At 67.6% G+C, this 13,246-nt stretch carries 10 protein-coding genes; 8 read left to right on the forward strand and 2 right to left on the reverse strand.

The annotated features are described in order from the left end of the window. Nucleotides 1-12 precede the first annotated feature (12 nt). Together sdhC and ACYUED_RS28975 are read right to left on the reverse strand one after the other, a co-directional pair. Complete coding sequence (sdhC, locus tag ACYUED_RS28970; protein WP_266521036.1) at nt 13-834, reverse strand: succinate dehydrogenase subunit SdhC; 822 nt, start codon at nt 832-834, stop codon at nt 13-15. A gap of 19 nt (nt 835-853) precedes the next feature. Then, nucleotides 854-1,144, reverse strand: coding sequence for an Rv0250c family protein (locus tag ACYUED_RS28975; RefSeq protein ID WP_491286581.1), 291 nt, complete (start codon nt 1,142-1,144; stop codon nt 854-856). A 334-nt stretch (nt 1,145-1,478) separates the two neighbouring features. Here ACYUED_RS28975 and ACYUED_RS28980 point away from each other — a divergent pair, with 334 nt between their 5' ends. From ACYUED_RS28980 to ACYUED_RS29015, 8 genes are all read left to right on the forward strand, one after another. After that, complete coding sequence (locus ACYUED_RS28980; RefSeq protein WP_491286584.1) at nt 1,479-3,752, forward strand: ABC transporter family substrate-binding protein; 2,274 nt, start codon at nt 1,479-1,481, stop codon at nt 3,750-3,752. A gap of 114 nt (nt 3,753-3,866) precedes the next feature. Then, nucleotides 3,867-4,544, forward strand: coding sequence for a hypothetical protein (locus ACYUED_RS28985; protein WP_491286586.1), 678 nt, complete (start codon nt 3,867-3,869; stop codon nt 4,542-4,544). Nucleotides 4,545-4,678: 134 nt separating this feature from the next. Next, complete coding sequence (gene typA / locus ACYUED_RS28990) at nt 4,679-6,586, forward strand: translational GTPase TypA (protein WP_491286589.1); 1,908 nt, start codon at nt 4,679-4,681, stop codon at nt 6,584-6,586. A gap of 587 nt (nt 6,587-7,173) precedes the next feature. Continuing rightward, on the forward strand, nt 7,174-8,796 hold the full coding sequence (locus ACYUED_RS28995) for a peptide ABC transporter substrate-binding protein (protein ID WP_491286592.1): 1,623 nt from the start codon (nt 7,174-7,176) through the stop codon (nt 8,794-8,796). A 144-nt stretch (nt 8,797-8,940) separates the two neighbouring features. Next, nucleotides 8,941-9,867, forward strand: a complete 927-nt coding sequence (locus ACYUED_RS29000) for an ABC transporter permease (RefSeq protein WP_491286594.1) — start codon at nt 8,941-8,943, stop codon at nt 9,865-9,867. Further along, nucleotides 9,860-10,798 carry an ABC transporter permease gene (locus ACYUED_RS29005; RefSeq protein ID WP_491286596.1) on the forward strand — a complete coding sequence of 313 codons (939 nt, stop codon included), beginning with the start codon at nt 9,860-9,862 and terminating at the stop codon, nt 10,796-10,798. The genes ACYUED_RS29000 and ACYUED_RS29005 overlap by 8 nt, the downstream gene beginning before the upstream one ends. An 11-nt stretch (nt 10,799-10,809) precedes the next feature. Further along, nucleotides 10,810-11,871: an ABC transporter ATP-binding protein gene (locus tag ACYUED_RS29010; protein ID WP_491286599.1), complete on the forward strand. Its 1,062-nt coding sequence runs from the start codon at nt 10,810-10,812 to the stop codon at nt 11,869-11,871. After that, nucleotides 11,864-13,012 (forward strand): ABC transporter ATP-binding protein, encoded by a 1,149-nt coding sequence (locus tag ACYUED_RS29015; protein WP_491286601.1) that lies wholly within the window; start codon nt 11,864-11,866, stop codon nt 13,010-13,012. Before ACYUED_RS29010 ends, ACYUED_RS29015 begins: the two co-directional genes overlap by 8 nt. Nucleotides 13,013-13,246 lie beyond the last annotated feature (234 nt).

The raw sequence follows: 13,246 nt of genomic DNA on the forward strand, positions 1-13,246 counted from the left end.
GCCCCACCCAATCTAGAAGAAGCGCGGATCGTCGAAGGCGCCCGAGGCGACCAGATAGACGTAGAAGTCGGCGAGCGCCACGCTCACCAGCGACGCCCAGGCGAGCAGCATGTGCCGGGCATTCAGTTTCCCGACGAACTGCCAGGCCTTGTAGCGCACGGGATGCTTGGAGAAGTGTTTGAGCTTGCCGCCGACGATGTGCCGACAGGAGTGGCAGGAGATCGTGTACGCCCAGATCAGCGTGATGTTGATCAGGAACACGACGGTGCCGAGGCCCATGTGGCCCCAGTTCTCGTCCGTGTCCCGGAAGGACAGCACCGTGTCGTACGACAGCACGCAGGCGACCAGGATCGCCGCGTAGAAGAAGTACCGGTGGATGTTCTGCAGGATCAGCGGGAAGCGGGTCTCGCCGGTGTACTTCTTGTGCGGCTCGGCCACAGCGCAGGCCGGCGGGGACGCCCAGAAGCCCCGGTAGTAGGCCTTGCGGTAGTAGTAGCAGGTCAGGCGGAAGCCCAGCGGGAAGATCAGGATGATGATCGCCGGGGAGATCCCCCACCAGCTGCCGAAGAGGTCGGCGTTCGGGCCCGAGGGCATGTTCTTGCAGTTCTCCGCCAGACACGGCGAGTAGAACGGCGAGACATACGGCGCCGAGTAGTAGTCCGCGTTCGCGAAGGCCCGCCATGTCGAGTACACGATGAAGGCCAGCAGACCGGCCGCGGTGACGGCCGGGGCCAGCCACCAGCGGTCGGTCCGCAGATGCGGGGCGTCGATCGCGGCGCGCGTACCGGTCCGTACGCCGCCGCTGTTCAGATGTGGTTCCGTACCAGTGGCCAACTCATGACTCCGGTCGGGTTCAGGGGGCGTGGCGGTCGCGGGCGCCGAGTCCTTCGTCGTCCGTGTCGATCCACAGTGAGGGGTCGTACGGGGTGTCGGGGATGGTGACGAGCTCGGGCTGGCGGGGCGCGCTCGGACTCGACGCCGTCTCGCGCAGGAGCGCGACGCTCTCACGCAGGTGATCCGCGTCGGCACGCACGCGGCGCATGTCCAGCCCGCCGCCGCCCAGCTGCTTCTCCAGGCGGCCCACGGACCGCGCCAGGTCGTCCAGGCAACGCTGTACTGCTGTCAGGTCGTCTTGCACGGACATGACGTGACCTCACTTCCATGGGCCGTCCGGCCCCAGGTGGCAACGTTCATGCGCCTGCGAGTGTTGCGCGTCACACCTGCCGGTGGGAAGGGATGTGCAGCGATTGGCGGATTGCATGCCTCCACTGCACGCCCGCAAGCGCTCTGTGTGCGCCGGGGGCGCACGTTACGCCGCACGAGTGGGTTTCCCCGCGCCTGTCGCCGTGTCGCCGCCGGTCGGCGAACCCTTTCCTCTTCAGTGGGGCCGTAGATCTGATCAACTCCAAAATACCGCCAAATGTGATCAGACCCCCACCCGTGTCATCGGCTGGAGCGGCTCCTCGGAGGTAGCAGAGATGTCCCACGACGGCGTCGGACCCACGCCCCGCCGAAGTCAGCCGCGGTTCATCAGCGCGCCACAGGGGCGCGGGGAACTGCGCGACCAGCCACGACGTACCCGCAGAGCATCGACAGCCCGTCACGGCACCACCCGCGGAGCGCTTCGCTCGGCGGCCTTCCTCACCGCAGGCGCGCTGGCCGTGTCCGCGCTCGCCGGCTGCAGCTCCGAGAACAAGGCGGGCAAGCCGCTCGCGGGGCCGGACTACGCGCCCGCCGCCCGTGACCTGGTCGTCGACGGCGGCACGCTGCACTGGGCCGTGGACGACGTGCCCGAGACCCTGAACACCTTCCAGTCGGACGCCGACGCCGCCACGAGCCGTGTCGCGCAGGCGGTTCTGCCGTCCATGTACCGGCTCGACCGGAAGGGGCGGCCGGTACGCAACGCCGACTATCTGGAGTCCGCCAAGGTCGTGGACACCGAGCCCAAGCAGGTCGTGCTCTACAAGCTGAACCAGCAGGCCGTCTGGAGCGACGGCCGCGAGATCGGCGCCGCCGACTTCGCCGCCCAGTGGCGCGCCCTGTCCGGCAAGGACAGCGCGTACTGGACGGCCCGCAACGCCGGCTACGACCGCATCGAGAAGATCGAGCGCGGCGCCAACGACCTGCAGGTCAAGGTCACCTTCGCCCGGCCGTACGCCGACTGGCGGTCGCTGTTCTCGCCGCTGTACCCGAAGGACGTCATGGGTACGCCGGACGCCTTCAACGACGCGGCGCGACGAAAGCTCAAGGTCACCGCCGGGCCCTTCGCACTGAAGCAGGTCGACACCAAGAACCAGCAGGTCACCCTGGTCCGCAACCCACGCTGGTGGGGCCGGCCCGCCAAGCTCGACGAGATCGACCTGAAGGCCGTACCGCTCGACAAGCGGGCCACGGCGCTGGCCGAGGGCAAGATCGACCTGGCCGAGATCGACCCGTCCGACGCCGGGCACTTCGCCGTGGCCGACCGGGCCAAGGGCACGGGCACACCCCTGATGGGTCCTGGCGGCCGTCGTGCCGCCGCGAAGGGCCTGGAGGGTTTCGTGGTCCGCAAGTCGCTGGAGCCCGCCTACACCCAGCTCGCCCTCAACGGCTCCACGGGACCCCTCGCGGACGAGCGCGTCCGGCGCGCCGTGGCCCGCGCCCTGGACCGCGCGGCCCTCGCCGAGGCCGTCCTCAAGCCGCTCGGCCTGCCGGCGGTGCCCGTCGGCAGCCACCTCGCGCTGTCCGGACAGGCCGCCTACGCCGACAGCAGCGGTGCGCTCGGCGGCCAGGACACCGCGGAGGCGCAGGCGCTGCTCGCGGACGCCGGATGGGTGCGCGGCGGTCCGGTCAAGGAGCAGCAGGAGAAGACCGAGAAGGCCGCCGGCGCCAAGGGCAAGAAGGCCGAGGACGATTCCGAGGGCGGCGACGACGGGACGTACGTCGTCGGCGAGGACGACAAGAGCGGCGACACCGGCGACACCGGGGTCGCCGGGGACACCAAGAACGGAGACAGCCGGGACGGGGAGGACAAGGACCCCAAGGGCCACACGAAGCACGAGAACGCGAAGGGCGGCGAGGGGAGCGGCAAGCACCTCGCGGACGGCGGTCAGTACGCCGAACAGCGGGTGATGCAGGGCGGCGCGCCCGGCGCCTACGCCCCCAAGGGCACCGCAGTCCCCGCGGGCGCCGCGGCCGGGACGCTGGCCAAGGACGGCAAGCCGCTCAGCCTCCGCTTCGTGCTGCCGTCGGGCGCCGGCTCGGAAGTCCTGCGGACCGTGGCCGACCGGATCAGCCGCATGCTGCTGCGGGTCGGCATCACCACGCAGATCACGAAGGTCTCCGACGAGAGCTACTTCAAGGACCACATCGCGTCCGGGCAGTTCGACCTCGCCCTGTACTCCTGGCCCGCGTCCGCCTTCCCGGCCACCGACGCCCGGCCCATCTACGCCAAGCCGGTCCCGGCCGCCGACGGCTCCCTGGACGTCGAGCAGAACTACACCCGCGTCGGCACCGACCAGGTCGACCAGCTCTTCGACCGGGCCCTCGCCACCCTGGACGACGACGACAACCGCGCCCTGATCCGCAAGGCCGACTCCCGCATCTGGGCCGCCGCCGGCTCCATCCCCCTCTACCAGCGCCCCCAGCTGACGGCCGCGAGGAAGAACGTGGTGAACGCGGGCTCCTTCGGCTTCCAGACCCCGGTCTACGAGAACATGGGCTTCCTGGCGAAGGGCGCGAAGCCGTCGGCGAGCCCCTCGTCCGGCAGCTGAAGCTCAGTTCGTCCTCAGATCGCTTGCCGTGTCACGCCCGGCGCCCGCACGATGATCACCAGTGATCGTGGTGCGGGCGCCGGGCGTCCGTACGCGGGGGAACGGGGACGGCGGATGCGCGGCATCACACGGGGGACCTGGGCGGCGGGACTGGCCGGGGTGGCGCTGGTGGCGGGGCTCACGGGTTGCAGCGGGGACGGCGACGGCAGGGCGGCCGCGGCCGCCAAGAGCAGTGCCCCGGCCGTGGCGAAGGCCTGCACGGACGGCACGTTCACCTGGTCCGCCGTCAAGAAGACGGAGAAGCTGACCGGTGTCTCCGAGGTGCAGACGGTGGGCCCGGGCGGCGGCAGTCTGTCGGGTCCGCTCCAGCGGATGTACACCCCGCGGGCGTCGGTGAAGGCCTCGGGTCCGGCCGTCTCCTCTGCGGAAGTCCTCTTCTCGCTGGGCAAGAAGGCCGGCGCGATCGAGTCGGAGGCCCGCACCCTGGCGGACACGGGTGGCGACACATGGAGCTTCACCGACGTGAACGTCAAGCCCCCGCCCCTCGGAGGGGGCCGCATCACGGTCAAGGGGGCCGGGGAGAACGTGGAGTACGCCGGAGTGCGCGAGGTGGCGGGTGACTTCAGCTACACCTGCCCGGGCGGTACCACGACCAGGGGGCGTGCACGGACCTGGCAGGTGGACATGACCGGATTCCTCGACTGCCAGGAGGGCGTCGGCGACTCGGGCCTCGCCCGTCAGGCGGCCCGGCACTCCTGCGAACCCGGCTCGCCGGCCACCCGGAACGCCTGACCCCGGCCGCCCGGCGAGCCGCCGCCGCAGCGGCCCCGTACCATGGGGTGAGGCCGTGGCGTGTTCAGCCCGGCAGGGTCCGCGTAACACAGACGTACGCGTCGGCCTTCCTCACACTCCAGGAGTACGCCTTCATGGCCACGCGCCACGACATCCGCAACGTCGCCATCGTCGCCCACGTCGACCACGGCAAGACGACCCTCGTCGACGCAATGCTGAAGCAGGCCGGTGCCTTCGCGGCGCATGCCGCCGAGTCGCTCGACGACCGAATGATGGACTCGAACGACCTGGAGCGTGAGAAGGGCATCACGATCCTGGCCAAGAACACGGCCGTGAAGTACCACCCGAAGGATGGCGGCGACGTCATCACCATCAACATCATCGACACCCCCGGCCACGCCGACTTCGGTGGCGAGGTCGAGCGCGGTCTGTCGATGGTGGACGCGGTGGTCCTGCTGGTCGACGCCTCCGAGGGCCCGCTGCCCCAGACCCGCTTCGTGCTGCGCAAGGCACTCCAGCAGCGTCTGCCGGTCATCCTGTGCATCAACAAGACCGACCGCCCGGACTCCCGGATCGACGAGGTCGTCAACGAGACCTACGACCTCTTCCTGGACCTGGACGCGGACGAGGAGCAGATCGAGTTCCCCATCGTCTACGCGTGTGCCCGTGACGGCGTGGCCTCGCTGACCAAGCCCGAGGACGGCACCGTCCCGCAGGACAGCGACAGCCTGGAGCCCTTCTTCTCCACGATCCTGTCGCACGTCCCGGCCCCCCAGTTCGACGAGGAGGCCCCGCTCCAGGCGCACGTCACCAACCTGGACGCCGACAACTTCCTCGGCCGTATCGCGCTGCTCCGCGTCGAGCAGGGCGAGCTGCGCAAGGGCCAGACCGTCACGTGGATCAAGCGCGACGGCACGATGTCCAACGTGCGCATCACCGAGCTCCTGATGACCGAGGCGCTCACCCGCAAGCCGGCCGAGAAGGCGGGCCCGGGTGACATCTGCGCGGTCGCCGGCATCTCCGACATCATGATCGGCGAGACCCTGGCCGACCCGGAGAACCCGATCCCGCTGCCGCTGATCACGGTCGACGAGCCGGCGATCTCGATGACCATCGGCACCAACACCTCGCCGCTGGTCGGCCGTGGCGGTACCGGCAAGGGCGCCGAGAACAAGGCCGCGGTCAAGGACCGCAAGGTCACGGCCCGTCAGGTCAAGGACCGTCTCGACCGCGAGCTGATCGGTAACGTCTCCCTGCGCGTGCTCGACACCGAGCGTCCGGACGCCTGGGAGGTCCAGGGCCGTGGTGAGCTGGCGCTCGCCATCCTGGTCGAGCAGATGCGCCGTGAGGGCTTCGAGCTGACCATCGGCAAGCCGCAGGTCGTCACCAAGGACGTCGAGGGCAAGGTCTACGAGCCGGTCGAGCGCATGACGATCGACGTGCCCGAGGAGCACATGGGCGCGGTCACGCAGCTCATGGGCGTCCGCAAGGGCCGGATGGACAACATGTCCAACCACGGCTCGGGTTGGGTCCGCATGGAGTTCGTGGTTCCCTCCCGCGGTCTGATCGGCTTCCGTACCGAGTTCCTCACCCAGACCCGCGGCACGGGCATCGGCCACTCCATCCACGAGGGCCACGAACCGTGGTTCGGCACGCTGACGACCCGTAACAACGGCTCGCTGGTCGCCGACCGCTCCGGTGCCGTCACCGCTTTCGCGATGACGAACCTCCAGGAGCGCGGCGTGCTGTTCACCGACCCGGGCACCGAGGTGTACGAGGGCATGATCGTCGGCGAGAACTCGCGCTCCGACGACATGGACGTGAACATCACCAAGGAGAAGAAGCTCACGAACATGCGGTCCTCCTCGGCCGACTCGTTCGAGGCGATCGTCCCGCCGCGCAAGCTCTCGCTGGAGCAGTCGCTGGAGTTCTGCCGCGACGACGAGTGCGTCGAGGTCACCCCGGAGGCGGTGCGCATCCGCAAGGTGAACCTGGACGCCCGCGAGCGCGCCCGCGCGGCGAGCCGCGCCAAGAACGGCTGACACGCACCCCGTTCCACGAAGCTGCCGGGCACTCCGCAACGCGGGGTGCCCGGTCTTCTGTTGAGGCAGGGGTAGGGAAAACCCTAGTTCTTGTCGTGGATCCGTAGAAGCGGATCACATGGCACTAGTCTTCTGCCGACGTGGTGCTGTCCGTCCCCTGTGCGACCCGGCGAACCCCCTCGGGGCACAGGCCTGTTGGCTGGAAGCGGTGGGCCGTGCACCCCCTGCACAGCCACCACGAATCCGCAACTGAATTTTCATGCCCCTGGCGTTCGGTATACGGACATGCGGGACCGATTGATGTGTAACAAGTCCTTTTCGCAGGGATCTTTCAGCAAACCCTTTGTCCGGATTTTGGAAGATGTACGCGTCAGGTGTGATCGAACCGAGACCTTTTGAGTGTGGTTCGGTCATGGCGCATGGCAGATAGTTAGGCGCGTAGAGCTCGGGTCAACGGGTCAGGCGCTGAGGCAGCGCCGACCTCACGAGCGCGGGAAAGCGCACCTCACTGTTTCAGGCGCCGGTGACGGCGGAGTGTCGTGTGCTTCCCTCTGCGGTGAATCAATGGACTCATGAGGAGGAGCCCCATGCGTGGTGCCAAGAGCGCCAAGTGGGTTGCGATAGCCGCCGTTGTGGCGCTGGGTGCGACGGCCTGTGGCGGCGGCGGGGACGACGGCAGCTCGGGCAAGGGCAAGGGCAACGGCGTCGTGTCGGTGGAGATCGGTGAGCCGCAGAACGGCCTGGTCCCCAGCAACACGTACGAGACCGAGGGCGGCCAGGTCATCAACGCCCTCTTCACGGGTCTGACCAAGCTTGACGCCGACAACAAGGTCGTCAACGCCATGGCGCAGTCGGTCGAGACCAAGGACAACAAGGTCTGGACGATCAAGCTGAAGTCCGGCTACACGTTCCACAACGGCGAGAAGGTGACCGCCCAGTCCTTCATCGACGCCTGGAACTACGGCGCCAACCAGACCAACGCCCAGCAGACCAACCCGCTGTTCAGCCACATCCAGGGCTACAGCGACCTGAACCCGGGCGAGGGCAAGAAGCCCAAGACGGACAAGATGTCCGGTCTGAAGGCCGTCGACGACAGCACGCTCCAGATCACGCTGAACGGCGCGTTCTCGGCGTTCCCGTCGCAGCTGTCCTTCACCGCCTTCGTGCCGCTGCCCAAGGCGTTCTTCAAGGACCCGAAGGGCTTCGGCGAGGCGCCCATCGGCAACGGCCCCTTCAAGATCAAGGGCAAGTTCAAGCACAACGAAGAGATCGACGTCACGAAGTACGACAAGTACCCGGACGCCTCGAAGATCGAGGCCAAGGGCGTCAACTTCAAGATCTACTCGAACCTCGACACGGCCTACAAGGACCTCGTCGCCGGCAACCTGGACGTCCAGCTCGTCATCCCGAACTCGGGTCTGCCGACGTACCACAAGGACCTGCCGGGCCGTTACATCGACGAGGCCGACTCGGGCGTCGGTTACATCGGCTTCCCGATCAAGTACAACAAGGCCTTCGAGAACGCGGACCTCCGCAAGGCCATCTCCATGTCGATCGACCGCAAGACGATCGCCTCGAAGATCTTCCTCGGTGCCCGGACGCCCGCGGACGACTTCATCAGCCCCATCATCGACGGCTACCGCAAGGGAGCCTGCGGTGACGCCTGCACGCTGAACCCGGCCAAGGCCAAGGAGCTCTACAAGGCGAGCGGCGGTCTGCCGGGCAACACGCTGGAGATCGGCTACAACGCCGACGGTGACCACAAGGCGTGGATCGAGGCGGTCGCCAACCAGATCCAGCAGAACCTGGGCATCAAGGTGACGGCCAAGCCGTTCGAGCAGTTCCAGACGATCCTCAACGACCTGGACGCCAAGAAGTACAAGGGCGCGTTCCGTATGGCCTGGAACATGGACTACCCGGACATGGAGAACTACCTCCGTCCGATCTTCTCGAAGGAAGCCATCACCAACGGCTCCAACTACTCGGGTTACGTCAACGAGGACTTCGAGAAGCTGCTCGTCAAGGGCGACCAGGCCGCCACGCACGAGGACGCCGTCAAGCAGTACCAGCAGGCCGACGACGTGCTCCTGAAGGACCTGCCGTACATCCCGGTGTACTTCTACACCCTGAACACCGGCTTCAGCGACAAGATCAAGTCGATGAAGATCGCCGGCCACAACATCCTGTGGGACTCGGTCAAGCTCAGCTGACCAGTTTCTGAGCAGTCCTGACACAGCGTTACGGGGTGAGCAGGGGGAGGATCAGCCTTCCCCTGCTCACTCCTGCTGCCGTCTCCCGTCCGACCGTGCCATCCCCTCGGCCACGGTCGGGTCGAGCACCCCTCTGGAGTACCCATGGGCCGATACGTCGTGCGCCGCATGCTGCAGGTGATCCCTGTGGTGATAGGCGTCACGTTCATCATCTTCTGCCTGGTCTTCGCTCTGCCCGGCGACCCGATCCAGGCACTGGCCGGCGACAAACGCGCCGACCCCAACATCGCGGCGGTTCTGCGTGCGCACTACCACCTCAACGAGCCGCTGTACCAGCAGTACTGGCACTACATCAGCGGCGTCTTCACCGGTGACCTCGGTGAGACGTACAACGGACGTGCCATCTCCGAGATCGTCTCCGAGCGCTTCCCCATCACGCTCAAGCTGGGGCTGACCTCCTTCGCCATCGAGGCCGTGATCGGCATCGTCGCCGGCATCTTCTCCGCCCTGAAGAAGGGCAAGTTTATCGACAACGTCGTGCTCATCTCGACGCTGGTGCTGATCTCGATCCCCGTCTTCGTGCTCGGCAGCGTGCTCCAGCTGGAGTTCGGCGTGAAGTTGAAGATCACGCCGGTCGCCGGCATCGAGAAGGGCTGGCCGCAGAGTTACATCCTCCCGGCCGTCGTGCTCGCCTCGACCTCCATGGCCTATATCGCGCGCCTGGTCCGGACGAGCATGTCGGAGTCGACCCGAGCCGACTACGTCCGCACGGCGATCGCCAAGGGTCTGCCGACGCGGCGGGTCATCGGCGTGCACGCGCTGCGCAACTCCCTGATCCCGGTGGTCACCTTCCTGGGCTTCGACCTGGGTGCTCTCATGGGTGGTGCCATCATCACCGAGCGCGTGTTCAACCTGCCTGGCATCGGCGGCCAGTTGGCCCAGTCCGTCTATCTGCGCGAACGGCCCGTCGTCGTCGGTCTGACGACCCTGCTCGTACTGATCTACCTGGTCGCCAACCTCCTCGTAGACCTGCTGTACGCCGTGCTCGACCCGAGGATTCGCTATGAGTGAGAAGACGATAGAGAGGCCCACCACCGACGAGGCCGCCCTCGCCAAGGAGATCGAGGCCGAGGAGAAGGCGGCGTCCCGGCAGGCGAGCCTGCTCAAGGACGGCTGGGTGGACCTGCGCAAGCGGCCCATGTTCATCGTCACCGGCTTCGTCATCGTGTGTCTGCTCGCGCTGGCGATCGCGCCCAGTCTCTTCACGGGCCGCTCCCCGTTCTCGGACGGTTTCTGCCAGCTGCAGAACTCCATGAACGGGCCCTCGTCCGGGCACCTGTTCGGCTACGACGTCCAGGGCTGCGACATCTACACGCGGACGGTGTACGGCACCCGCAACTCCATCGTCGTCGGTGTGGTGACGACCGTGGTCACCACCCTCATCGGCGGTCTGCTGGGCATGCTGGCCGGTCTGCTCGGCGGCTGGCTCGACGCGCTCGTCTCCCGGATCACCGAGGTGTTCTCGGCCCTGCCGCTCATCGTCGGTGGTCTGCTGATCATGTCGATCTGGGGCGGCGGTGACGTCTGGTCGGTGTCGTTCATCATGGCGATCCTCGGCTGGCCGCAGGTCTTCAGGATCATGCGCGGCGAGGTCATCGCCAACAAATACAACGACTACGTGATGGCCGCGCGGGCGCTGGGCGCGGACTCCTGGCGGATCGCGTTCCGGCACATCCTGCCGAACACACTCGCCCCCGTCATCGTCATCACCACGATGAACCTCGGCGTCTACATCTCCGCCGAAGCCGCCCTGTCCTACCTGGGCATCGGCATCCAGTACCCGAACATCTCCTGGGGCGTGATGATCAGTGACGCCCAGGACCGGTTCCTGACCTCGCCGCACGCGCTGCTGTTCCCGGCCGCCGCCCTGAGCATCACCGTGCTGGCGTTCATCATGCTCGGCGACGTCGTCCGCGACGCCTTCGACCCCAAGACACGCTGAGGGAGGCGTACGTGACCATCATCGACCCGACGGACGCCATCCCGGCCCCGAGGCCCGGCGACCCGGAGCGGACCGGCCCACTGCTCGAAGTGCGCGATCTGCACGTCGAGTTCCAGACCCGCGAGGGTGTGGTCCGCGCCGTCAACGGCGTCAACTACTCCGTGAACTCCGGAGAGACCCTCGCCGTGCTCGGCGAGTCCGGCTCCGGCAAGTCCGTGACCGCGCAGGCGATCATGGGCATCCTCGACATGCCGCCGGCCCGCATCCCCCAGGGCGAGATCCGCTTCTACGGCCAGGACATGCTCGCCATGTCGGGCGAGGAGCGGCGCAAGCTGCGCGGCGCGCGGATCGCGATGATCTTCCAGGACGCGCTGTCCTCGCTCAACCCCGTGCTCAGCGTGGGATACCAGCTGGGCGAGATGTTCCGCGTCCACCAGGGCCTCTCCAAGAAGCAGGCCAAGGCCAAGGCCATCGAGCTGATGGACCGGGTGAAGATCCCGGCCGCCGCGGCCCGGGTGAACGACTACCCGCACCAGTTCTCGGGCGGTATGCGCCAGCGCATCATGATCGCGATGGCGCTCGCCCTGGAGCCCGACCTGATCATCGCCGACGAGCCGACCACGGCCCTCGACGTGACGGTGCAGGCCCAGGTGATGGACCTGCTCGCGGAGTTGCAGCGCGAGTACCAGATGGGGCTCATCCTCATCACCCACGACCTGGGTGTCGTGGCGGACGTCGCCGACAAGATCGCGGTGATGTACGCGGGACGCATCGTGGAGACGGCGCCGGTGCACGAGCTGTACAAGCGCCCCGCGCACCCCTACACCCGCGGCCTGCTCGACTCGATCCCGCGTCTGGACCAGAAGGGCCAGGACCTCTACGCGATCAAGGGTCTGCCGCCCAACCTGCTGAAGGTGCCGAGCGGTTGTGCCTTCAACCCGCGGTGCGAGAAGGCGCAGGACGTCTGCCGCGTCGACCGTCCGTTGCTGGTCCCGGTGAGCGAGCGGGACGGAACGGAACTGCCGGGCCGCGCCAGCGCGTGCCACTTCTGGAAGGAGACGATCCATGGCTGAGTCGACCCAGACCGACGCGCCGACGGACGCGACGCCGAACGTCTCCGAGGTGGACGCCGTCGACGCGCACTCGGAGGAGGAGGCGGTCGCCGCTCTCGACGCGCACGTGGAGCGCGGCGAGCCGATTCTGCAGGTCCGCAACCTGGTGAAGCACTTCCCGCTGACGATGGGCATCGTCATCAAGCGGCAGGTCGGCGCCGTGAAGGCCGTCGACGGCATCTCCTTCGACCTGTACCAGGGCGAGACGCTGGGCATCGTCGGTGAGTCCGGCTGCGGCAAGTCGACCGTGGCCAAGCTGCTGATGAGCCTGGAGCGGGCGACGTCCGGCGAGGTCTTCTACAAGGGCCAGGACATCACCAAGCTGTCCGGCAAGGCGCTCAAGGCCGTCCGCCGGAACATCCAGATGATCTTCCAGGACCCGTACACCTCGCTCAACCCCCGTATGACGGTGGGCGACATCATCGGGGAGCCCTTCGACATCCACCCCGAGGTGGCCCCGAAGGGAGACCGGCGCCGCAAGGTGCAGGAGCTGCTGGACGTCGTCGGGCTCAACCCCGAGTACATCAACCGCTATCCGCACCAGTTCTCCGGCGGTCAGCGCCAGCGCATCGGCATCGCCCGCGGACTTGCCCTCAACCCCGAGGTCATCATCTGCGACGAGCCGGTGTCGGCACTGGACGTGTCGGTGCAGGCACAGGTCATCAACCTGATGGAGGGGCTGCAGGACGAGTTCAACCTGTCGTACATCTTCATCGCGCACGACCTGTCGATCGTCCGGCACATCTCGGACCGGGTGGGCGTGATGTACCTCGGCAAGATGGCCGAGATCGGCACCGACGAGCAGATCTACGAGCACCCGACGCACCCCTACACCCAGGCGCTGCTGTCGGCGGTCCCGGTTCCGGACCCGGAGGCCCGCGAGAACCGCGAGCGGATCATCCTCACCGGCGATGTGCCGTCCCCGGCCAACCCGCCCTCGGGCTGCCGCTTCCGCACCCGTTGCTGGAAGGCGCAGGACAAGTGCGCCGAGGAGATCCCGCTGCTGGCGATCCCCGAGCGCTTCAAGGGCGCCGACTCGCCGGCGGCCCACGAATCGGCGTGCCACTTCGCCGAGGAGAAGGACGTCGTCAACGCGTCGTGAGAGCAGCTGAGACGGGTGCCCCGGCGGTCGACCGAGACCTGCCGGGGCACTCGTGTGTGCGGGCGGCGCGGTGAGATGGGGCGCTGGGGGCTCGATGGCCTCGCGGTGCGTGCCGGGTGGTGTCAGGGCCTTGAGGTGAGGTGGGTGGTCCCGTGCGGTGCGGGGCGTGTCGTGGGGCTGCGGTGGCCGACCGGCGTCTGCCGGGGCAGCGGTATGTGCGGGCCGGCGCGGTGA

It is taken from the genome of Streptomyces sp. DF42 (assembly GCF_058267695.1).